This window comes from Psychrobacillus syltrankelensis (genome assembly GCF_055454035.1).
The window spans coordinates 3,744,815-3,767,712 of sequence record NZ_CM144227.1 but is presented as its reverse complement, the minus strand read 5'-3'; the positions used below and the strand labels follow the sequence as shown (position 1 = coordinate 3,767,712).

General features: G+C 32.5%; 19 protein-coding genes and 3 pseudogenes. 5 read left to right on the top strand and 17 right to left on the bottom strand.

Annotated elements, in window-relative coordinates; all coding sequences use genetic code 11:
- Positions 1-8: 8 nt before the first annotated feature.
- The 4 genes and pseudogenes from ACTSKG_RS18605 to ACTSKG_RS18590 all read right to left on the bottom strand — a co-directional run bounded on the left by ACTSKG_RS18605 (position 9) and on the right by ACTSKG_RS18590 (position 5,503).
- Complete coding sequence (locus ACTSKG_RS18605) at positions 9-959, bottom strand: ABC transporter permease (protein ID WP_464756009.1); 951 nt, start codon at positions 957-959, stop codon at positions 9-11.
- Between the two features lie 96 nt (positions 960-1,055).
- Positions 1,056-2,684: an ABC transporter substrate-binding protein gene (locus ACTSKG_RS18600; protein WP_464756008.1), complete on the bottom strand. Its 1,629-nt coding sequence runs from the start codon at positions 2,682-2,684 to the stop codon at positions 1,056-1,058.
- Between the two features lie 383 nt (positions 2,685-3,067).
- Positions 3,068-3,200: pseudogene (locus ACTSKG_RS18595) on the bottom strand (serine/threonine transporter SstT); the annotation flags it as partial.
- 206 nt (positions 3,201-3,406) lie between these two features.
- Entirely contained in the window at positions 3,407-5,503 is a 2,097-nt protein-coding gene (locus ACTSKG_RS18590; protein WP_464756007.1) for a HelD family protein, read from the bottom strand.
- 257 nt (positions 5,504-5,760) lie between these two features.
- On the opposite strand from ACTSKG_RS18590, the gene ACTSKG_RS18585 reads away from it, so the two are divergent.
- On the top strand, positions 5,761-6,186 hold the full coding sequence (locus tag ACTSKG_RS18585) for an exosporium protein C (RefSeq protein WP_464756006.1): 426 nt from the start codon (positions 5,761-5,763) through the stop codon (positions 6,184-6,186).
- Between the two features lie 531 nt (positions 6,187-6,717).
- Here the strand turns inward: ACTSKG_RS18585 and ACTSKG_RS18580 are convergent.
- From ACTSKG_RS18580 to ltaS, 4 genes and pseudogenes are all read right to left on the bottom strand, one after another.
- Entirely contained in the window at positions 6,718-7,323 is a 606-nt protein-coding gene (locus ACTSKG_RS18580) for an NADPH-dependent FMN reductase (protein WP_464756005.1), read from the bottom strand.
- Between the two features lie 103 nt (positions 7,324-7,426).
- Positions 7,427-7,595, bottom strand: a pseudogene (locus ACTSKG_RS18575) (ring-cleaving dioxygenase); the annotation flags it as partial.
- A 139-nt stretch (positions 7,596-7,734) separates the two neighbouring features.
- Positions 7,735-8,169 (bottom strand): MarR family winged helix-turn-helix transcriptional regulator, encoded by a 435-nt coding sequence (locus ACTSKG_RS18570; RefSeq protein ID WP_464756004.1) that lies wholly within the window; start codon positions 8,167-8,169, stop codon positions 7,735-7,737.
- Between the two features lie 613 nt (positions 8,170-8,782).
- On the bottom strand, positions 8,783-10,735 hold the full coding sequence (gene ltaS / locus ACTSKG_RS18565) for a lipoteichoic acid synthase (RefSeq protein WP_464756003.1): 1,953 nt from the start codon (positions 10,733-10,735) through the stop codon (positions 8,783-8,785).
- A gap of 635 nt (positions 10,736-11,370) precedes the next feature.
- Between ltaS and ACTSKG_RS18560 the strand changes: the two genes are divergently transcribed.
- Positions 11,371-12,864 carry a BCCT family transporter gene (locus ACTSKG_RS18560; protein WP_464756002.1) on the top strand — a complete coding sequence of 498 codons (1,494 nt, stop codon included), beginning with the start codon at positions 11,371-11,373 and terminating at the stop codon, positions 12,862-12,864.
- Between the two features lie 43 nt (positions 12,865-12,907).
- Here ACTSKG_RS18560 and ACTSKG_RS18555 read toward each other — a convergent pair whose 3' ends face one another.
- Together ACTSKG_RS18555 and ACTSKG_RS18550 are read right to left on the bottom strand one after the other, a co-directional pair.
- Positions 12,908-13,336 (bottom strand): protein-tyrosine phosphatase family protein, encoded by a 429-nt coding sequence (locus ACTSKG_RS18555; RefSeq protein WP_464756001.1) that lies wholly within the window; start codon positions 13,334-13,336, stop codon positions 12,908-12,910.
- A gap of 142 nt (positions 13,337-13,478) precedes the next feature.
- Positions 13,479-13,628, bottom strand: coding sequence for a hypothetical protein (locus ACTSKG_RS18550; RefSeq protein ID WP_464756000.1), 150 nt, complete (start codon positions 13,626-13,628; stop codon positions 13,479-13,481).
- 551 nt (positions 13,629-14,179) lie between these two features.
- Between ACTSKG_RS18550 and ACTSKG_RS18545 the strand changes: the two genes are divergently transcribed.
- Genes ACTSKG_RS18545 through ACTSKG_RS18535 form a run of 3 tightly spaced genes read left to right on the top strand, consistent with a single transcriptional unit; the run spans position 14,180 to position 15,519 of the window.
- Complete coding sequence (locus ACTSKG_RS18545; protein ID WP_464755999.1) at positions 14,180-14,629, top strand: helix-turn-helix domain-containing protein; 450 nt, start codon at positions 14,180-14,182, stop codon at positions 14,627-14,629.
- A gap of 57 nt (positions 14,630-14,686) precedes the next feature.
- Positions 14,687-14,845 carry a hypothetical protein gene (locus ACTSKG_RS18540; RefSeq protein WP_464755998.1) on the top strand — a complete coding sequence of 53 codons (159 nt, stop codon included), beginning with the start codon at positions 14,687-14,689 and terminating at the stop codon, positions 14,843-14,845.
- A gap of 29 nt (positions 14,846-14,874) precedes the next feature.
- Entirely contained in the window at positions 14,875-15,519 is a 645-nt protein-coding gene (locus tag ACTSKG_RS18535; RefSeq protein WP_464755997.1) for a restriction endonuclease, read from the top strand.
- 96 nt (positions 15,520-15,615) lie between these two features.
- On the opposite strand, the gene ACTSKG_RS18530 is transcribed toward ACTSKG_RS18535, so the two are convergent.
- From ACTSKG_RS18530 to ACTSKG_RS18500, 7 genes and pseudogenes are all read right to left on the bottom strand, one after another.
- The gene (locus ACTSKG_RS18530; RefSeq protein WP_464755996.1) at positions 15,616-15,765 is read right to left on the bottom strand and encodes a hypothetical protein; all 150 of its coding nucleotides are present in this window, start codon (positions 15,763-15,765) and stop codon (positions 15,616-15,618) included.
- Positions 15,766-16,135: 370 nt separating this feature from the next.
- Positions 16,136-16,300, bottom strand: a pseudogene (locus ACTSKG_RS18525) (GMP synthase (glutamine-hydrolyzing)); the annotation flags it as partial.
- Positions 16,301-16,631: 331 nt separating this feature from the next.
- Positions 16,632-16,799 (bottom strand): hypothetical protein, encoded by a 168-nt coding sequence (locus ACTSKG_RS18520; protein ID WP_464755995.1) that lies wholly within the window; start codon positions 16,797-16,799, stop codon positions 16,632-16,634.
- A 638-nt stretch (positions 16,800-17,437) separates the two neighbouring features.
- Entirely contained in the window at positions 17,438-19,840 is a 2,403-nt protein-coding gene (locus ACTSKG_RS18515) for a DEAD/DEAH box helicase (protein WP_464755994.1), read from the bottom strand.
- Positions 19,800-20,600, bottom strand: a complete 801-nt coding sequence (locus ACTSKG_RS18510; protein WP_464755993.1) for a Hachiman antiphage defense system protein HamA — start codon at positions 20,598-20,600, stop codon at positions 19,800-19,802. Before ACTSKG_RS18510 ends, ACTSKG_RS18515 begins: the two co-directional genes overlap by 41 nt.
- 299 nt (positions 20,601-20,899) lie before the next feature.
- Complete coding sequence (locus ACTSKG_RS18505) at positions 20,900-21,133, bottom strand: hypothetical protein (RefSeq protein WP_464755992.1); 234 nt, start codon at positions 21,131-21,133, stop codon at positions 20,900-20,902.
- A gap of 518 nt (positions 21,134-21,651) precedes the next feature.
- A complete protein-coding gene (locus ACTSKG_RS18500) occupies positions 21,652-22,521 on the bottom strand; it encodes an ImmA/IrrE family metallo-endopeptidase (RefSeq protein ID WP_464755991.1) in 870 nt (289 codons plus the stop codon).
- Between the last annotated feature and the right edge of the window lie 377 nt (positions 22,522-22,898).

Below are 22,898 nucleotides of genomic sequence, written 5' to 3'. Positions count from 1 at the left end.
TACAACTTCTATTTTTCTTCTAATCTAACACGAGGATCAATTACACCATACAGTATATCTATCACCAGGTTTAACATTACATAAATAAATGTCACAAAGAGTACTACTCCTTGTATGACTGTATAGTCCCGTTTGGAAACCGAATTAATGATGAGAGATCCTATACCTGGTATATTAAAAATTGTTTCTGTTACTACTGCTCCCGTTACTAAGCCCCCAAAAGTAATTCCAATAACCGTTAGAATTGGCAAAAATGCATTTTGTAAAGCATGGTTGTAGATTACCTTTCTTTCTACTACCCCTTTTGCTCTTGCCATTTTAATATAGTTAGTGTTTAAAACCTCCAACATAGAGGATCTAGTCATTCGAGCAATTAAAGCAGCCTGGATAGTCCCTAAAGAAATTGCTGGCATTATTAAGTATTTTAGATGATTCCATATCCCAGTATCCAATGGACGATAGCCTGCCACAGGTAACCACTGCAGTTTTACTCCAATTAGTAATACTAAAAACAAAGCGAGTAAAAAGCTTGGTATAGCCATTCCTACCAATGAAATTCCCATAACAGTTTGATCCGTTGCTGTGCCTCTTTTAACCGCTGCAATGATTCCAAGTGGAATTGCAATACACAAAGCAACAATTTCAGCAAGGATTGCTAGTGACAATGTTGGCCCTATATGACTCATAATTGCTTCATTTACCGACATATTCATGTGATAGGATTGACCTAAGTTTCCGATTGCAGCTTTTTTAACCCAATTCCAATACTGCTCATATATAGGTAAATCTAACCCAAGTTGAGTTCTAGCAGCTGCAAGTTCTGTCTCTGTTGCTTCCTCCCCCAACATAAAAGAAGTTGGATCTCCCGGCGTTATATGAATAATGGAAAATATGACGAGAGACACAATGAATAATACCGGAATAAGTGATAATAACCGCTTCATAATATAAGCCCACACTATTGATTACCTCCTTTTAAACCACGGTTTCTAAATTACGTCCACCCTATTTCAAAAATAGGGTAGTCGTATTTAGAATGAATTAGTATCCAAAAATTACTTAGAGTTCGAAATATTCCAAAAATAAAGACCGTCTATATCTTCTAATTTTGAGACTGATTTACGCGATGCAAAAAGCATATCTCCATCTCCAAATTTTATAGCTGGTCTATAGTCCATAAACCAAGTTTGTAACTCATCGTACATCGCTTTTGCGTCATCTAGTGTTGGTGCCTGACGCATTTTCGCTGTAATTGCATTTAACTCTTCACTATCTGTCCATCCATAATAATCTGATCTTCCCCATGCAAGAGAAGTAGGTTCTGGTTTCCCTTTATTGGCGATAATAGTAATATCGTAGGCACTCGGATCATTTCCCATCTCCGTATATGTCGGCCAATCATACACTTCTAATTTTACATTTACGCCTATATTTTTTAGTTGCTCTTGTACAACAATAGCCGCATTATACATTGGATCTAAATCTCTTGATGTCAACAATCTAAGCTCTTCGCCGTTATAGCCAGCTTCTTTAAACAATTTCTTTGCTAGTTCCTTATCTTGAAAACTATATTCCTTTTTCCCAACTTCGGTATTCCATTGTGTTTCCTGATTTCCCAACATCACGTGGTGGGTTGTTTTATAATAGTCAGGGTTAACAAACGCTGCTTTTAACACATCTTCTTTATTTAATGCAACAGACATTGCTTCCCGTGCTGTTTTATTTGCAAAAAGGCCTTCTTTTTTATTGAAGTATAATAATAGGATTTCCTTAGGAACATTATGCATATTAATTTCCTTATTCGATAGGATTTGATCCGCATTATCAATCGGAATCTCCATAACTGCGTCATATTCGCCAGATAAAATACCTGCAACTCTTGTGGAAGAATCAGGTACAAAAACAAGATAAAGATCGTCTACCAATGCTTCTTTTTTTCCTGCTAAACCATCTTCAGGTTCTTCACGACTTGCATAATCATCAAATTTCGTTAAAAGAATATGTTGATTTTGCTTCCATTCTTTAAATTTAAAAGGACCTGTGCCTATATATTCAGCTACTTTTTCTGTTTCATGTCCCTCTATAACCGAAGCAGGCATTATACTCGGCGAAATTGCGCCAGTATAACCCAGAACAAGTGTAGCAGTAGAAGTAGGTTGTACCATTTCTAATTGGACAGTGTACTCATCAATTTCCTTGAAAGATGCGCCTTTAAATGTTTCTTTTCCTGAGGCAGAAAGTTGTATCCAACGATTCATAGAAGCTACTACGTCAGCAGCTTTCATTTCTTGTCCATTATGAAATGGAACACCTTTACGCAATTTGAATTCAATCGTTTTTCCGTCTTTCGAAACTTCATATGATTCCGCAAGCATTGGTTGAACTGCACCATGTGAATCTAAAGTGAGGAGTGTTTCAAAAATATTTCTTCCAATTATGGATGCAATACTAGCTGTATTTAAATGCGTGTCTAAATTAGATGGTTCGGAAGGGATAGCTACTCTCAGTTCTCCCCCTGTTGTACTTTCAGATTTATTCCCTGGTGTACTTTCAGATTTATTCCCTGGTGTACTCTCAGCTTTATTCCCTGCTTTACTCTCCCCTGACGCTTCATCATTGGAACACCCCGCAAGCCAAAAAAGCAACACACCTAAGAACAATCCATACTTAATAATTTTCTTCATCTAAATCCCCCTGCTCCATTTGGTTTATTTAAAAACATGAATTATACTGCAATCCCCTCTAGTGAATGTCTTCTTCAACCAGCTTTTTGTTAACCACCACCTTTATAATGAAAATTCCTTTTATACCAACAGATATGAATGCGCTTACAAAATTTATTGTAAACAAAATGACAAAATTGTCTTTTTCATTATTGCTCCTCTGTCCCTATATATAAAAGAATATTCAAATAATTATGATTATATGTATTATTGTAAGACAAACAAATTGTTCAGTCAATTAAATTATTTATATTTATCTATTTTTATAGAATGTGAATAAGAAAATCTATTGAAAATAAAAAAGAGTTCTTCCTGTCTAATAGGAAAAACTTTTTTTACTCGTTCATGATAATGCCAACACCAACAACTTGCATGGCAACATCATTTGGAACTCCAAATAAACTGCATGCCAGTGGGATAAGTAAAAAGTGATCCGCCTCCAACACCTGAAGCAACCGCTGCATAGATAGTTTTTAAAGCGAAATTTGTTCCCTGTGTTAGAAACAAACGTGAAAATTACATTATTCACGTTTGTTTGAATTAACATGAATGTTTCTAACACAGGGTAGTTAGTTCAAGCTTTTGAAAGTTACAGTTTCTCCAATAAGATCAACTACTCTCGCTAAATCAACGCAAAAAAGAGGACCTCTAGCTTATCTTGAGTAGTCCCCTTCAAACACCTATTAATTACTTTCGTAAAATTCTTTTGGTATTCCTTGAATTAATGGTGAAGCTTCACCTGAATAGAAAATACGTAAATCGTGGAGAGATCTAGTGCAGCCTACATATAATAATTTTGCATCATACTTTGAATCTTTATAGTGACTTGCATCCACATCAATAAGTAGCACTGCATCAAATTCCAAGCCTTTAGCTAAATACACCGGTACGACGGAAATACCACCTTCGTATTTACTTTGATTTGCTTCAATGACGTTCACATTAATCCCAGCTATTAGTAACTTTTCATGTATTGAACGGCATTCAGCATCTGTTCTACCTATAATTGCAATCGTCTTGAGATTTTCTTTTTGTAATTCTTGTAGTACCTTAATAATTTCGGTAATTTGATCATCTGTAGCAATCACTTTCACTTTTTCACCGCTTCGAAACACTGGTGTTGCTAGACCTACTGGAACTTCGGCATGCTTAATGACCTCATTTGCAAATTCGATAATTTCCTTTGTAGAACGGTAACTTCTCGTCAGTTCATAATAACCCGTTTCTTGAAACACTTCTTTAAAGTCATTCCAGTCATCTATGCCTTGATAATTATAGATTGCCTGAGATAAATCACCTAATATAGTAAAAGAATTACCAAGTGTAATCTCTTTTAATATATAAATTTGAAACGGCGAAAAATCTTGTGCTTCATCAATGACAACATGATGAAATTTTTGTTTGCCTTCGATTCCCGTTAACTGATGATAAATATATAGAAGCGGTGCTAAATCTTCTACATTTACTTCTTTTTTTTGGCAATTCCTCACTGTTTCTCGAACAAGCGCTTCAGGTAATAGTTCCATTATTTCTTTTCGATTCATCAAGGATGTATAAAATGATAAAGCGCTCATTTTCGGCCAAAACTTCATATATGCATTTAATCTATTGTTAGCTTCTTTTTTTAAGAGCTTTTTCTCATTGGTTCCTTCGAACTTTTTAAGTTCTATCTCTATGAAGCGCTTGATTCGTGCAACTAATCGTTCCCTGCGCTTTGTTAATGGATAATGCTTATATTCAACCAATAGCCACTTCTTTATTTCATCTACTGTTATCACAGCTTGATCCCATAATTCTAAATCAGTTGTTGGTACTAGATTTTCTTCAAATTGAATGAGACTTCTTTCAATAAATGACTTAAACTTGATAGACCCCTTTAATTTATCGAGCATAACTTTATTATTGTCACGATTAATTGAAAAAGCTTCTTTCAACTTTTCTTCTGGATGTTTCAATTTCACTGCATTATCTAAGAGACGTAACGCCCACTCTGGAAAAGTAGTTTGTTTAATATTACCTACTCCCAGTTCAGGAAGTACACCAGAAATATAGTCTAAAAACAAACTGTTTGGAGCGAAAATGATCATTCTATCTGCTTGTAGCTGTTCACGATATTCATAAATTAAAAAAGCAAGGCGATGTAAAGCGACAGTTGTTTTCCCACTCCCTGCAACCCCTTGGATCAATAACGGTATATTTTTCTCAGCTCGGATAATTTCATTTTGCTCAGATTGTATCGTTGAAACGATATCTTTTAATTTATTATCTTTATTTTCACCTAATCGGTATAAGAGAAATTCGTCTGTCAGGGATACATCTTCACTTCCTTTTACATACGTATCAACAACACGCTCTAGCTCTCTTTTACGAATGGCTATGTTTCTTTTTAAATAGACTTCTCCCTCTACCAATCCATCTGGCGATTGATAAAAAGCTAGTTCTTCTCCACCATTGAAGGAATAAAACATACTCGCAACTGGTGCACGCCAATCAATAACTATTGGTTTCCTCGCCTCCTCATCAGAAACACCAACTTTTCCAATATATAACGGATTTGGTTCTAAATGACCATCCTCCTTAAAATCTAACCGACCAAAGTATGGCTCTTGTACACCAATTCGTAAGTTTTGCCGATTTAACTCCCTCATACTTTCAAGAACTTGCTCGGTATAGTTATCTCCATGATAAACTGGAATACTTTCTAGCTTGTGTATTCGCTCATCTATTGTAGATAATACTTCTTGCAATCTCTTTAATTCTGCTTCATATTTAGTGCTCATTATGATACTACCTCCTAACCTTTCTAAAATTTCAGTCGAGTTACAATTGTATAAAATATGTATATACAAAGTCAATAATATTGTTTGTTCCTATTGAGTTAAACAAATAGTTTAATTGAACGTCAAAATCCTAGGGGGTTTGGCGTTTTTGCTATTTCACTGAGTTTCAATGAAATCTATTAAAATTAATTCAATTATCCAAGCTCTTCCTTCTAAACTGCATACTATAAAGTATTAAAGTTAAGGAGGTGATTATAGTGGTTCAGATAATTGATTACCAAGCAGCACAACCCATTCGTAGGGTTAATCTAAACAGACCAATTACGATTCCTCGTTCTCCATTAAGGGTTTCATTGGCAAATATTCGACTAACGATTCCCAGTGATGCAACTAGAAATCGTGTAGAATTAATTGCGACAGTAGGAGTGCACGGGGTTACAGGCACATCCCAAATTCTGTTTAGAATCTTCCGCGATGGAAGAGAAATCTTCAACACCCAAGTAGGAGTAGAATCTGATCCTGCATCAGAAGTAAACTATGTAGAAACATTCCAAGCAATAGATTTTAATGTTGGACAAGGTACCCATGTTTACCTGGTAACTGCTCAAAATTTGACTAGTGGGACAGAAGCTGCAATTGTAGGCCCTGTATCCTTTAGTGGCTTAGCAATTGCTCTATCATAATGGATAATTCCATTGCTATGATGTGTTTGGCCTTATAAGTAGGCCAAGCACACCATTTAATATCTTGTTTATCCTTATCAATGTTTGGGTCTTAATCGTAAGCAAAATAAGTATTGATTGTATTAAATCTTTATTTAACCATAAAAATTGTATCTTTGTTTTGTAGTTACAGGTTTCTTAGATATTCCTATTTCGTCTATTTGTACCGAAAATATCCCCCGTTTTCGGCCCATAAAAAAACCTTCTAATCATTATGATTAGAAGATTGATTACCAAGAGTATATGTAGGGAGATTTACATAAAGTTCATATCCCGTCCAATATCGCTTGTATTGTTAAACCGTTGATATTGTGATTTTAATTACTTCCCGCAATAGTATAGTTCATCTTGTTCCCTCTCTTTCTACTAAAAATTCTAAGCAAAACCTTCAATCTACTTGATAACGTTTTGCTCAAAATTTATTAAAATTAATCACAAAATGTACATGCTCATGCACACTTTGTGATATGTAGAGATTTACAACATTTAAAATTATTTACGTACTGTATTTAATGCAGTTGTCCAAGGAATAACTTGGTCTAACATTTGGTTTACTGAATCTGCTTGAACTGCAGCTGGTTTGAAGTCTGTACCATTTTCAAAGTCTGTAAATAATGATAATGCTGGATGTACACGCACATGCGCTACTAGTAATTCACTTAAAATACCACGTAAATGTTCCGTTGCACGAGCTCCACCTACAGAACCGTAAGAAACGATACCTGCTGCTTTATTGTTCCACTCTTCACGTAAGTAATCTAATGCATTTTTAAGTGCTCCTGTGATTGAGTGATTGTATTCTTGAACGATGAATACGAATCCGTCTTGTTTTGAAATGATTTCTGACCATGCTGCTGCTCCTGATGCATCGCCGCCTGCTTCACCTAAAAGTGGTAATTTGTATTCTGCGATATCTATGATAGTGTAGTTTGCATCCCCACGTTTATCTGCTAATTCTTTAACCCATGCTCCAACTTGTGGACTTACGCGACCTTCACGTGTTGAACCTAAAATAATACCTATGTTTGATTTTGTCATTGTTTTTTCCTCCTTATGTTGTTGTTCTTGTTTTCCAAATAATTTACTTAAAAAGCCCATTTTTTCTATTTCACCTCCTTAAAAGTACTCATTTTTATGTTAAGCGCTACGTACTGTATTGATCGGTCGCATGGACGCCTCAATTTCGTACTATCATTGCCACCCTACCAACTTCAAATAAATGTATTGAACCTTTTTGTGCGATTTCACGCATTAACATTACTTTTTCCAATACTTCTTTAAAATAATCAAATTGCGCAATATGAATATGAATTGGTCCTAAGCGGTAGTGCAAATTCCAACGGTACTGGCCCATTTTGCCAAGGTGTACCTAATACATATATGAAAAATTCATATTTTTTTCTGAACTACTTGTAATCGCAGCTTCATATATCCCTTTTAAAGGTTCATTCCGCTTCCGATTACCTCGATTTAGTAAATCTCTAATTCGAGATATATAATTAAAAAAATTTATACTTGATTTGCGTTATGACCAATCTGTTTGAGTAATTCAATCGTTTTATCAATATCTTCTTCTGTTAACTGTTCAAATATTTGTTCCAGTTTCTTTTCATGCTGGGGAAAAATCTGATTAATAAAATCCTCACCAAGATTTGTTAGACTCGCATAGGTCACACGACGATCTTCTGGACATGCTTTACGAACAACAAATTTCTTCTGTTCTAGCTTATCTACCACATAAGTAATACTACTACTAGAAATTAGAATCTTTTTCCCAATCACTTGAATTGGCTGATCACCCTTATGATAGAGTAGTTCTAGTACAGCAAACTCTGTAGGATTCAATTCATATTCAGCTGCATCTTTTCTAATCACTTCTTGAATAGATTGGGAGGCACGAAGGATAAAGGAAACAGCATTCAATTTTTTCTTTGCTAATTCCATTCGTTTCACTCCTATTCTTTAATTATGATATCTTCAATTAAAGTATCTTTAATTCGAAATAAATATACCATGAATTCATTTTTGCTGTCAACACTTTTAGCTAATAAAAAATAGTATTTAAGTTAAACCGCAATTTATGAGACTAGATAAAGGGAGAACGTTCGTTGCAGAATAAATTTTATCTCCTCTTATTAATACAGCACCATCTTGTAAAGAATTTTCAGGATAAAAATGGATTCTAATAATTGATTGGTTTCAATGTTAAATTTGTAGATGAAATTGAATTAAACAAAAAGCGTACTCAAATCCTTGACACGAAAGGATTTGGTACACTTTGAAACTTAAAAGTTGGCAAGCCTTCATCAAGCTGGATTAATTGTCTGGAATACTATAGGAACCGTAAACTCCTTTTAAGTTATTTTCCATAAACAATTTTCCTTTTCAATTCTACTAATACCTATTCTACAAACGTTATATATCTCCTTAAAAAAAATAAAACTACGCGAAGTAAGACTCGCGTAGTTTTAGGTATAGTAGTATTGAGCATTCAATTTTGTGTGCTTATACAAGACTAAATTGCCCTTTTACAGGTCATTTAAAATAATTTAAACCATTAGTTAGATTTTTCATTCGCATCTTTGTTGTAATTAAACTGAGAAGGATCAACTGGAGTATATCCTTTTGGCGTATAGAATCTTAATAAGTCACCATTCACGACTTTATCAGAAAGCTCCAATTTACGATCCACTTCTTCTTTGATAGTATCTGCGAACTTTAATTGACTATCATCTAATGGTAAACCTGTTTTATTATCATAAAATTTTTCATTAATTGAATCAATCGTAGGACTGACAAAATCACCATTTCTAAATGGAACAATTTCATTATGTTTTTCTGATAATAAATCTGAACCAAATTGAACAAACTGTTTCGTATCAATTCCTAATAAATGTAATAACGTTGGAAGAAGGTCTGTTTGGCCACCATAAGTGTGGTTGGTTCCACCTTTCATCCCTGGAACATGTATGAATAATGGTACGCGTTGTAAATTAGCACTTTCATATGGTGTAATTTCTTTTCCCATGACTTGTTCCATCGCTTTATTATGATTACCCGAAATTCCATAATGGTCACCATAAAGAACAATCATCGTATTATCATATAAGCCTAATTCTTTTAATTGATTGAAGACCTGTTCGATTGCTTCATCTGTATAACGCGCTGTTTGGAAATAATCGTCAACACTTGCGTCTCCAGTATCGGCTTTATCAATTGTTACTAGGTCTTGATTCATATTATATGGGAAGTGGTTTCCTACCGTAATAAATTTCGCATAAAAAGGTTGTGGTAACGCACTTAATAGACTTTCAGATTGTTCATAGAATGGTTTATCTAACAAACCATATTCAGCCATGTCTGTTGAAGAACTCGTATCATAATAACTAGCATCATAGAAGTGATCGAATCCAAATGATTTATAAATTTCATTTCGATTCCAGAAGCTTCCGTTATTACCGTGGAATACAGCTGATGTATAACCATAATCTTTTAAAATACTAGGAGCTGCTTGGTACGTATTTTGTGCTTTTGTAATATAAGCAGACCCTTGTGGTAACCCAAATATAGAATTTTCCAACATAAATTCTGCATCGGACGTTTTACCTTGACCAGTTTGATGGAAGAAATTATCGAAATACATTGTATTCTTATCTTTTGTTAATGAATTTAAAAATGGTGTAACTTCTTCACCGTTTAATTTGTAGTTGATAAGAAAGTTTTGGAATGATTCTAAATGTAAATAGATGACGTTCATTCCTTTTGCTTGACCAAAATATTTTGCATTAGGGTTGGCGTAGTTAGATTGTATATAGTTATTCACTTCCGTAATATCACTACTATCCGCTAAAGCTCTAAGTGATGATGCTTTCATCGTTTCTACTGAGTCATAAATCGAATAGTTATACATTCCTAGATATTTCACAATATAGTTTCTATCAAAACCCCGAGTTAATAGTTGCGGACGACTAATTTCAGATAGTCCTAAATTTATGATTGATACTACTAATGCAAAAGCAATAATTGCTATTGCTTTTTTATACCCAAAACGATTTGTTTCTTTTTGTATTTTTCTTGAGAATCGTAGGTATAACATTACAAATACATCCACAAAGAACACGACATCAAAAGGTTTTATTAAAGTAAGAATACTTCCACCTAAATCTCCGAAGTTCTGCGTTTGAAAAAGTGTAGGTAATGTTATGAAATCACTAAAAAATCGGTAATAAACAACATTGGCATATAAAAGAATAGACATAAGAGCGTAAACTATAACTAGTGATGTGTATTTTTTCTTTCCTCTAAATAAAAATGAAATTCCTAGAAATAGTAATGCTGATCCTAGTGGATTTAATATTAAAAGGAATTGTTGAAGAGGTCCTTCTACACCTAGCTTAAATTGTGATGTTTGAGTAATATATGTTTTAATCCATAACATCAAAACAGCTAATAAATATATGCCTAAAAAGTTGTTTAAACGATTATCTTTTATACTTATTAGATTTTTCATTTTCGCACCAACCTTTTACTAATTTTATTCAAATCTTGATTTATATTAATTTAAATTATTGACAGTAAATTTTAATAGATGTTACTTTACTATAACTTTTTTTTGTAACTAACGTAGATTACTCCCATTTTACACTTCCGTCAAGTTATTAATATCCAATAACATGACACTAAAAAACGTCAAAGCCTTGTTGTATCAAGGTTTTGACGTTCATTGAAATTATAAATTTCCACAAAGTGGTAGCGAAGCGCGACGGTTCATATGTGAGAAACTTTCATAATTCAACCCGGTCCTAACTTTTTATAACGAGATATGTTAATTCACAATAACCACTAGCCGTTCTTCTAGTTCCGATTCCACACTCTTCTCGCTAACCTTGCAACAGCAAGGAAAGGCTCCCATTCTACAATCTCCTCTATTGCCAAAATGTAAATGATGTTTTTCCATCACCAGAGATCTTCGAACCTTTTCGTTAGTTTTGATTTATTTTAGCACACATAGGATGCATTAGTTTTAATAGCACAGAATATGGAGATAACTTAGAATAAATAGAATAATTCGCGTCGTTTGATTTCACACTAATTTGTTAGTAAGGTTAATTACTTATATTAATAATTTCTATTCTAGGGGGAAAAATGAAGAATCTATCGAAAGTTTTTTATATCACAATGGGATTAATCGTTTTGGCTGTCGGATATGGAGCCTTAGCACCCGAAAATTTTGAAGCAATTACTACAACTATTAAAAATTTTGTCGCAACAGCCTTTGGTTGGTACTACATGCTTCTGATGACATTCATGTTAGCACTCAGTGTATTTTTCATCTTAAGTCCTTATGGAAAAATCCGTCTTGGAAAAGATACAGATCGACCACAGTTTTCTACAATTACCTGGATTTCTATGCTATTTTCTGCGGGAATGGGTATTGGCCTTGTTTTTTACGGTGCGGCTGAGCCTCTATCTCACTTTGCAATCAGCCCTGCAACAGAAGAAGCTAATACGGATGCGGCTTTTAAAGAAGCTTTTCGTCAATCCTTCTTTCACTGGGGATTCCACGTTTGGGCTATGTACGGTGTTATTGCACTATCCCTTGCTTTTTTCCAGTTCCGTAAAGGTGAACCAGGGTTAATTTCTGCAACACTGAAACCGATATTTAGGAAAAGGATGGAAGGCCGATGGGGTATCCTCGTTGATGTACTCGCTGTTTTTGCTACAGCATTTGGTGTCTCTACTTCACTAGGAATCGGTGCCATTCAAATTAACGCAGGATTAAACTACCTTTTTAATGTGACATTCGGAATTGTTCCTCAAATTATTATTATCGCTATTGTAACAATTCTTTTTATTGCTTCTTCTTGGTCTGGACTAAGTAAGGGTATAAAATACTTATCCAATACGAATCTAGTACTTGCTCTCGCACTTCTTGGTTTTGTCCTCATCCTTGGTCCCACATTACTTATTTTTGATATTTTCACGGACTCTTTTGGAGGCTATCTAGCCAACATTGTCCAAATGAGTCTACGTACATCACCATTGAATGCAACTAATCGCGAATGGCTTGATAATTGGACAATTTTCTACTGGGCTTGGTGGATTTCTTGGGCACCATTTGTAAGTATGTTTATTGCCCGTGTATCTAAAGGTCGGACAATTAAAGAATTCGTTACCGGTGTGCTTGTGGCACCTACATTGCTTGGAGCAATCTGGTTCTCGGCATTTGGCACGACAGCTATTGATATGCAAAAAAGTGGGGTCGCAGATTTAGCAAATTCCTCTACAGAGTTGACTATATTCGAAATGTTTCACATGATGCCATTATCATGGATGATTTCTGTTTTAGCGGTAGTACTTATCGCTTCTTTTTTCATTACATCAGCAGATTCAGCTACATTTGTTTTAGGTATGCTGTCGACAAAAGGTTCATTGACTCCTCCGAATAATGCTAAGCTTATTTGGGGAATCACTTTATCTGTAATTGCAATTATTTTGTTGTCAGTCGGTGGGCTAGATGCATTACAAAATACTATTATCATTGCTGCATTACCGTTTTCGTTTGTGATGTTGTTCATGGTTGTGTCTTTATTCATGGCACTAAGAACTGAAGTAAAATTGATGAAAGTTAAAAAATAAAAAAAGTGCCAAGGGTTAACTAACATTCCCTTGGCATTTTCACTTACAAGTTGTTATATATTCTTTTAAGAGCTTCTTTTTGCTCTGCTTTTACGTCGATTTTAGGACGAATTGATTTTGCTTTTTCTTCTGCTTCTTCCACTGTTTCCGCTAAACCTAATTCCATTAAAGTTGCTACTGCCAATGTACCTGCTCTACCTCTTCCTGAAGTACAGTGAAAGTATACATTTTTACCGTCATTATAGGCTTTTACCACCACATCAACCGCTGCTTTTATGGATTTGTCTTGATATGGAGCGTCGTCAGCTATTGGTTGGTGGACACGTAAATTTTCTGCAGGATGCTCCTTTTTGGCTACTCTTAAATCAAATATTACATCTATTTTTTCATTTTCTAAAAGATCATTTACACCATCTACTCCTCCAACAAAAATACGATTTGGAACAAGTGATTCATAGTTTTTTTCCGTCATATTTTCCCCGCCTTACTGTTTTATATTATTATAACAGGGGAATTAGGAGATAATAAGGAAAGAGAATTTCATCAATTGAAAAAAAGAACTTCGAATAAGAAAAACATAGGGAGATTTTAGTCTTCCTATGTTTTCATTCATATTATTTATCTGTTTGTTTTTGCTTATTTTTCAAATACTCCGCACGTATTTTTTCAAGTTGCTGCTTTTTATCAAATTTGGCAGGCTTGTGTTTTTCATGATACTTTGCCACAGCCACCTGACCTTTGGTATCCAATGTATATTTCCCCACTTTGTTCACCTACTTTTCTTGTCTTTAAAGAGAATCTATTCAACAAATATAATATACCTTATTTTACTGAAATAAACCTTTTTACTTTATAAATTTGTTCCCTGTGTTAATGCAACCACTTCTTTTTTGGATCACCATTTTGGACGATTAGATAACATGCGTAACTTGAAAGCATGATATCATCCACTTCTTTTTCCGATCCTGAACCAAGATGGACCATTTTGTTGACGTCAACAAAATGATCTAAAACATCATTTCCACTGGTTTTCCAAGCGTATTTAGCTTTTTCACTAATTAAAAGCTTGTGCAATGATAGTTGGAGCTGGTTTATCCTTTGAATTAAACGTTGGCATTACTTTTGAAATACGTTTGTAGAATACTTTCTCTTATATTTTGTTCCCTGCGACAGAAACAAACATTAAATTCATGTTTGTTTGTATTAACGTAAAAGTTTCTGACACAATGGTCGACAAAAAATCAACAAAACTTTTCCATCCCCTGTCCACTTTTCGGCCACTCCTTTCTATAAAAAAGGAAAAGGTGGAATTCTAATGACTCACTACTTACAAAACTACGCTCGTTTCAATTCAATAGCAGAGATGGATGATGCTGTTGCTAAACATTGTGCGTTCCATCGAAACGAGCTAAACAAATCAGACCAACTTGTGCTCGATGTAATCCGAAGGTATTCAGTGAAATATGGAGCTGCCCATTTAAAACACGCAACGATTGAAACTGTTATCGGTAAGTCGAATGCGACTGTTCGTCGGGCGATTCGGAAGCTTGAACAACTTTGCATTATTCAACGCCTTCACTATGTACGTCCTGTGATGAGCGGGCTAGGTGCAAACATTTATATTATTTTACCTTTCGATGACCAGGGGAAAATTGTGTTTGTTCCCTGTGTTACATACAACTTAGACACTATTCAGACTTATTTTGAAGTTACGTCTAACACAGGGAACTTTTTAATTTATTTTCAATACCCTTTACGATTATGAAATTAGGATTTCGGTAAGAATATTGTCAAATACATAATCAAGAGGATTGAAATAAACATGGACCGAAAAGCAACGAAACAACAAAGATTTAATCAATCTAAAACTTCATCGATTATATTTAGTTTAATTTTATTTATCATGGGTTTGGAAACTGCTAGGAGTATCAAGCCACTACAAGATGATGTGACAACAACATTTGTATTATTGATTTTTTAATTGCTATTAACATAGGATTATTTAGAAGTATGGAATTACATAAAGCTTTTCAACCTACACATCGTATTCATTACTGGAAATTTAAACAAAAAAGTATCCTTTGCCTATATCTTTTTCTAACCGTATTAACTATCGCTGAAATAGTTCCCTATGGAGAGATTTTAACAATTTTATTCGTATTAGGTTTAATCTATATTGGAATTCGTTCAGTAAGCACCAAAAAATACAATATTGTTCTTCCTTCGTTACCATTAAAAAAACATTCGAAACAGCTCCAAATAGATATTGAAGAAATTGATAAAATGGCTGGTAAAGAATTTGAGGTATACTTGGCTGAACTATATGACAGACTGGGTTATTTCACCCAAGTAACTCCCCATACTGAATATGGTATTGATGTAATCATTATTAACGATAAAATTAAAGCTGGCATACAAGCTAAATGTTACGGAGAAGGACGGACAGTTGGGGTTGACGCTGTAAATGAAGTTTGTGGAGGTGCTGGTTACTGGAATGTGCAAAAGAAAATAATAATTACTAATCGTTATTTTACTAAAAAAGCTTTAATTTCAGCTCAACATAATGAGATTGAAATGATAGATCGTAATGGCTTAAAGCTTTTAATTAGGGAGTACCAAGGAATAAGAGAACAAAAGGAACTTTCAGTTTCTTAACATTTTTAAATAAGTTCAAACATCATCAATTGAAAAAAAGAACTTCAAATAAGAAAAACATAGGGAGATTTTAGTCTTCCTATGTTTTCATTCATATTATTTATCTGTTTGTTTTTGCTTTTTTTTCAAATACTCCGCACGTATTTTTTCAAGTTGCTGCTGTTTATCAAATTTGGCAGGCTTGTGTTTTTCATGATACTTTGCCACAGCCACCTGACCTTTGGTATCCAATGTATATTTCCCCACTTTGTTCACCTACTTTTCTTGTCTTTAAAGAGAATCTATTCAACAAATATAATATACCCTATTTTAATGCAGTAAACCTTTTTGCTTTATTAGTGTACTGCCTAACCTTGCATAAATCAGTAAAAACTTAGTAAAATAATTAATAGCTAAATGTATTCATTATACTTATCTTTACGACCTTAAAATTGCTAATCCATTTTAAAGTCATCAATCTAGTCGCTAATTTTAACTAAAACAAAAAACCTCTTCTAGTTATTTGTTATAAATAACTAAAAAAAGAGTGTAGTTTTTGAAATATAAATAGTTGTACGTTAGACACTGATATGACTACGTTTATAACTTGTTTAGTTTATATTACTGAACAGTCCTATTACCACTCAATTGTTGCTGGTGGCTTACTCGTAATGTCATAAACTACGCGGTTAATATGTGGTACTTCATTTACCAAACGAACACTTACTTTTTCTAACATCCCAAGGGATACGTGCCAGTCAGAAGTCATTCCGTCGATAGAAGTTACTGTACGGATACCAATTCATAGTCATATGCGTTTTCTACTATTATATTTAGTGTATGTTCCCTGTGTCACATACAGCATAGACACTATTCAGAATTATTTTGAAGTTGTGTCTAACACAGGGAACTTTTTTCATTCGATAAAACTCAGATCTGTCTTTCCCATTGTATTAAATAAAACCAGATTCCACTTCCGTGTAAAAAATTTTACTCAACCAAATAGCCACTATCACCGAATCATCTTCGGTAATCATGGCTTTTAAACCTACATAAATCGCATTCAAAATCAAATGAATACCTTGACGTTTTTTTAGATCTATACTTAAGCCTCTATATTCTTTCTACTATTCTCATAGTTTCTTGCTATTAATAACTTGTTCTACGATATAACTTCTAAACTCTACATCATTTAGCATCTTTTTTCCAAGTTCTAAAACTGTTTGTTTTATTTCATCATCGAATGAATTTAATATCTTTACTGATGCTTCGATTTCTTCCGCTATAGCTTTTTCATTCATATATGATACCTCCAATTTCTTCATATTCAATACTTGATAAGAAAACAATACTCTTGTCGCTAGTATTTCAACAAAATTAGCTCTCGTAGTTGCTTTATAATATCCTCAACGTACTACAACTTTACTGTTCAAAGGTATATTGATAGCTTTAAATCTGACGGTTTCCCGCAATTCTCATAATAATTTTAATTAGTACTAAAATGAGTAACATTCATATTAGATATTCTAAATATCACTTTGGATGAAAATAGGGATATTCAACAGAAGTTCGACTTCCATTTAATATCCCTTACTTAGAAAACCGATATTAGCTATTTAAACTTTGAAACGGCGGGATTTGAACCCGCATCCAGAAACTCTAACACTTAAGCTTCTACGAGTGTATCTTGCCTATTTAGGATTCGGTAGCATTATGCCGACACTCAGAGTTTCAAGGGTTTACACCGATTCCATTCTTATTTATTTTACGGTTTTACTCACTAGGGAGTATTATATATTTACGAACTTGGTTCAAAGACCTTCTAAAATAAGTATATATCAAAATTACTGCAATGAAAAAGAGATTCTGAAAACCAGACTAGTTAAAGCTGCGTCTAGTGTTGAGAATAAATGCACGTTAACTAAGGTGTATCAATTACCTATAAAAATTTACTAACTTCAAATTTTTCCATATCTCTTAACTGCTCTAAATAATTTAATATTTGAGCATTCATTTTAAGATTGTTTTTATCATCAAATTCTATATGCTCTAACATTAAATCTTGTGAAATTTTTTTTATTAGATTAGTAGAAATTCCCAACCTTTTGAGCTCAATTACTTTTTTATCCTGTGTACCGTAAGTGATATCATTAAATTCTTCTTCATTTAATATTTCTAAATCATATAATGTATTTATAAAATTTGTTAAATCATAATTTAAAAAATCTGAATCTAATTTAAACTTAATTAAAATTAAATTAATTAGTTCTCCATCAGTTTTATTAGAAATATTTATCCATTTGTTATCATTATAAAATTCACTAACCAAACCTTTTTTGTTTACTTCTCCAAAAGACCTCCCTATAAACAAAAGATTTATTCCTCTGCTTATCCTTCCCTTATGATAAGCAAAATTTAATGAAATATAATCTTTTAACAAATACTGTTTTTGATAATTTATAAAGTTTTTATAATAGTCTCTATTTCTTTCATATGTTAGGTAGAAAATATTATCATCTTTAAAATTAGTAGGAATAATATTTTCCTTTAAAAAAACTTCATAAATTATATCGATGACTTCTTTATCTTTTCTATTAAAAGACTCGATTTTTTTTATTAGTAAATTAATATAATCAGTATCAAAATCTATGTAGTTATGAATACCATTTTTAAATAAAATTTTAGAAATTTTATCTGCTTCTAGTTCATGTTCCTTTAATATAAAGTCCTCTACAAAAATGATTTTATAATCTTTTTCTTTTTCTTCTACAGTGGTATTAGTTCCATCATAATTCAATAAAATTGGATTCTTTACCTTTTCATCAAAAATATTACTTCTTAATTTTCCAATATAATTTTTCATATTTACATTATTAAATGGATTCTCAACAAAATGTATTTTAGGAATTAACTTTGACAAAAGATTTTCAACACCATTAAAAATATAATTTAATCTATTCACTCTACCTATTAAATTTATTGCATCTTTTTCTTTCAATGAATGTACCGTTAAAATATATAAGTTATCAATAGGTAAATTAATTCCTTCCAGAATAACATGATTTGCAACAAGAATTTTTAAAGTAGAAATTTCTTTAAACTGATATTCCAAGTATTCTTTTAAAATATCTGGCATCTTTCCATGAAGATAAATGATACCTTTCTTTATAAGTTTAATCATCCAATATTCTTGATGAATACTATACTCCAATTCCTTTATTAAATTCTCTAGTCTACTGTCTATTGTTATGTCTGGGAGTTCATTATAAATTCTCCTTACAAACTCCTCAATGTCTTTAGGTCTTCGTAAATAAATAAAATTCTTTTGTTTTAAATTCTTTATAATATATTTTAGATAATCTAAAGTATCATCTGTTTTTAAGTAAAATTGGTGAGAAAATTTATTATAAATTTGAGTATTACTAGAAGATTTCAAAATATATACTGGCTGCTTTAAATTAAAATTTATTCTCTTATCTACTATCTTCTGTTCTTTAAACAGACATAGTTTATTAGAATCATCTATAAGTGGTGATAAATAAATAATTCTATTTTCTGGGTTTCTCGATCTATTTATTCTTAACAACCTCGTTAATAGAATATTTCTATTGTCTCTATTTAATAAATTATGTGCCTCATCGATATATATTACATCAAATGTTAGCCCCTCATTTTCCAACATTCTTAGAGCTCTTTCTTGAGTCAATATCGCTATAAATTTTTCTTCATAATTATACATCTCATCATGATAAATAATTTTAAAATCATTAATATTATTTCTTAAGTTTTTATATGTTTGATTTAGCAATGACTTACTAGGAACAATAATTGCAAATCTTTTTCTTCCAAAATTACTTTTTATATGGTCAATTATCAACTCACTTTTCCCATAAGAAGTTGGAGCTGTTATAGAAATTTCTTTTTCTAGATTATGTAGTGAATTTCTTAACACATTTTGTTCAAGTGTCTCAATATATGATTTATATTTAAAATTTTCTAATTGAATATTAGTTAAAACATCTTTTATATTCCCTTCTATTAAATTAAGATTTAAAATCTCCTTTGTAATAGGATAAAAACCAAAGTCTGCACTAAAATCATACAAGGGCTTGTAGTCAGAATATTTGAGAGAGTATTGAAGAATAATAAAATATGCAAATTCTAAATAACTTTTTTTACTTTTATCCTCTTGATATACCCTAAGACTCAATAATGCCACTGTAAGAATATATGTTTTTTCATTATTATTTAATTGTTCTTCTAAAATTAATTTCGTATATACTTGACTAAACTTTTCTTCTTTAGTAACTAACGTCAACTGCGACTTCTCTTTCGAATTCATCATCTTCCTCCTCTAAATATTCTAAGAATTCCTCGAATGTCTTTTTGTTAGAACAAAATATTATTAACTCTGAAAAATCCATATCCTGTTGTACATTTTCTAATTCAACTAATAGTTCATCGATTTCTTTAACGCTCCATGCATCATACCAATAAATAGTTGATGCCAATATTATATTTAGCGTTTTCATATCTGCATATTCCTCATCTAAATATTCATTTGAAAATTTCCGAATAGTACTCAATAATTTACTACTTGAGTTTATGTCTCTAGAATTTGCATGTTGAAACGCATTCTCCCATGGATTATTATTTACCCCACCAGCTAACTGACCTTTGACACTTCTATACGCTTCTTGAATTTTCAAACGGTGGCTTACACGTTTAGAATCGTGTTTTCCAGATTTAGAATCTAATAACCAAACCATTTCATTTTTTTCATAAAATCCGTCAAAACCTTTTTTCACTGAGTTCTCCTCTAAATTCAAAAACATAAATTTAGGTCTAAAGTTAATAGAACTTAAATAAAAATGTGAAAATAATTCTCCAATGGAGCCATACTTCTTAACGGCATCTTTTTTCTCAAAAAAATTCTTCAATTGCTTCTTAATATACTTCAATTCATTTTCGTGGTTTTCTCCTCTACATATTGTCTTTAAATTATTGTCAATAAATTCTCTAAATGTTTTATTTAAAGTTTCTATTTGTACAAAATGAACTCCTGTCTTCTCATTGATATCTTTATTTTGAGCATTAAACAATATAGTCCCCCCCATAACTTAAGTAACTTCTTCTATAACTTTTCTTAAAATCTATTTTTTTACATATACTATACTATTTTTCGGGGTATTAGTAATAAAACTCTTCCCCTAAAATATGGAGACTCCCTTTTTCTTCCTACCTTTTTAACTATACATTTTTTTAGTATCCATTTTTAGTTTAATATTCCAAATGATTATACCATTATTATTGTTCGATTATTCATGCATGGTCTAGTTGTTTTTTAGAGTAAACCTTCTTCCTGCAACTTCCAGGACATCCAAATAGTGGTACAACGACTCTACAGTAATATCTTCAACGTACTGTAACTTGTTAACAGGTGTGAACTGTTCAAAGATGTATTGATAGTTTCAATTGTTCTCTGACGATTCCCTACAATCCTCATTTGCTGAAATACTGATTCTAGTGCGTTACTAATTGTTAAGCTATCTCGCTTCGTCTCATGATTTTTAGACGGCAATTCCACCACATCACTACTAACTGCAAATACTCCATGATTTCTACCTCTAGACATAGAAAAAACCTCCCAATTCATTGTTTGAATTAGAAGGTCTTATGATTTAGTACATTATAAATATAGTATTTATCTCTAGGGATGAAAATAGGGATATCGCAACGAGGTTCAACTCCCCTTCAATATCCCTAACCTGTACGTTGATATGACTGCTTTTACTGCCAATTGTTATATAGAGACGGCGGGAGTCGAACCAACCGTCTCATAAAATGCTATAATACCGGTGTTTTCAAGGTTTTATAGCTGCTGTCGAAAATGTTTGACTACGTATTTGACTACGTTTAATAGAAAATGCTTGCGGGGGACAATATTTATTTTAGTGCATAAATAGTATAGAAAAATTGGGCTTGCATTGTCTTAAATATGGAAACAAGGCTTTCAGTATTTTAGATGAAGAAAAAATGATTGTATATGCTATTTGAAGTAATAGAATATAAATTTTTGTGAAAGGTATAATCATAGTTTAAAACCTTCAATGGAACATCGCCTAATAGTACTTAGGCGTACTATTAGGCGATTCACTTTAATTCTATTGATCTTGTTATTAATTCTTTACGTGGTTTAGTTCCACCTTTTAACATTGACTCAATATTGGCTACCGCTTTTAGGACAGTATCAACACTTATATTTGGAATAGTATCATTATTATTAAGATAACCGCTCAGATACTTTGCTGATGGATTTTCAATACCCATTCTTTCACAAACTATCCAACATACACTCTCGGCTTCAAATTCTTCTTCATTTCTTGTTAGACCTCTTCTATCCGCCCACCATTTAGGTTTTGGAGTACCAAGATGCCCACAGTATAAATGGCCTAATTCATGTGCAATTGTAGCAAATCTAGTTTCGTTTGTATGATTCCGGTTAACTACCATTTGGTATAATACTTTGACCCAAATTTCTTTCTTAGGACTAACAATCTTTACTTCTCTTTTCTTTTTATCTTCTTGTATATAACCTGCACTTCCTGTTCCATGATCTGATTCAACATAATATATCCCTTCGTATTTAAGGTTATTTATAAATCTATCAAAAACCTTATCTGATAGTTTTCCCTTTACCTGAAAAGGCTCTAATATTTCTTTTGGAAGAGGTTCTGTCCCTTCTGTATCACTCAATTCATATACAAATGAAACCGGACCAAAAGGACGTAGTATTACAAGTGGTCTTGCCCCTACTTTAATTGTACGGTTAAATCGTTCCCATTCAGAGAGAGTAGCAATGTAAAGACTTCCCGGTTTCTGAATTTGAATTAACATAGCGTTATAAGGGGCAATATTAGGAAACTTCTTTACAAATTCTAACAAATTTTCGAATTGGCTGCTTTTGCGATATGTCCCTACATCCCTAAATAACTTATCTAACTCAGGTAAATTTGTATTCAAAATTTCACCTTCGATCTGAATTATTTATCTCTTATTCTAAAAAAAAACATAACTCATTAATACATTCAATTTTGGTCTATGAATGTTATCTTGAATTTACCTATGACTAATTAATATAACTAACTTCACTATTAGTTTCTTCAAATAATGATGTAATAGATACTTCATTAAATCTTAATCATCTAATTTCTCTATGTTTAGCAGTTCTAAACAAATGACATAAAAGAAAAGGTTTAGTTCATAATATCCATCAAGTCATTAAATTTTGGAGTAAACGGTTCGTCCATTATTATGAAAAAACTGTGTATACAAGACAACATTAGAAATAAATCAGTCGCATATATATCTTATGCCGTCTATTTCCATTATATAACGAA

Coding starts and splice junctions, on each gene's coding strand:
- ACTSKG_RS18600 (WP_464756008.1), bottom strand. CDS start 2,684: ATGAAGAAAATTATTAAGTATGGATTGTTCTTAGGTGTGTTGCTTTTT.
- ACTSKG_RS18590 (WP_464756007.1), bottom strand. CDS start 5,503: ATGAGCACTAAATATGAAGCAGAATTAAAGAGATTGCAAGAAGTATTA.
- ACTSKG_RS18580 (WP_464756005.1), bottom strand. CDS start 7,323: ATGGGCTTTTTAAGTAAATTATTTGGAAAACAAGAACAACAACATAAG.
- ACTSKG_RS18570 (WP_464756004.1), bottom strand. CDS start 8,169: ATGGAATTAGCAAAGAAAAAATTGAATGCTGTTTCCTTTATCCTTCGT.
- ltaS (WP_464756003.1), bottom strand. CDS start 10,735: ATGAAAAATCTAATAAGTATAAAAGATAATCGTTTAAACAACTTTTTA.
- ACTSKG_RS18560 (WP_464756002.1), top strand. CDS start 11,371: ATGAAGAATCTATCGAAAGTTTTTTATATCACAATGGGATTAATCGTT.
- ACTSKG_RS18555 (WP_464756001.1), bottom strand. CDS start 13,336: ATGACGGAAAAAAACTATGAATCACTTGTTCCAAATCGTATTTTTGTT.
- ACTSKG_RS18545 (WP_464755999.1), top strand. CDS start 14,180: ATGACTCACTACTTACAAAACTACGCTCGTTTCAATTCAATAGCAGAG.
- ACTSKG_RS18540 (WP_464755998.1), top strand. CDS start 14,687: ATGGACCGAAAAGCAACGAAACAACAAAGATTTAATCAATCTAAAACT.
- ACTSKG_RS18535 (WP_464755997.1), top strand. CDS start 14,875: ATGGAATTACATAAAGCTTTTCAACCTACACATCGTATTCATTACTGG.
- ACTSKG_RS18520 (WP_464755995.1), bottom strand. CDS start 16,799: ATGAATGAAAAAGCTATAGCGGAAGAAATCGAAGCATCAGTAAAGATA.
- ACTSKG_RS18515 (WP_464755994.1), bottom strand. CDS start 19,840: ATGAATTCGAAAGAGAAGTCGCAGTTGACGTTAGTTACTAAAGAAGAA.
- ACTSKG_RS18505 (WP_464755992.1), bottom strand. CDS start 21,133: ATGTCTAGAGGTAGAAATCATGGAGTATTTGCAGTTAGTAGTGATGTG.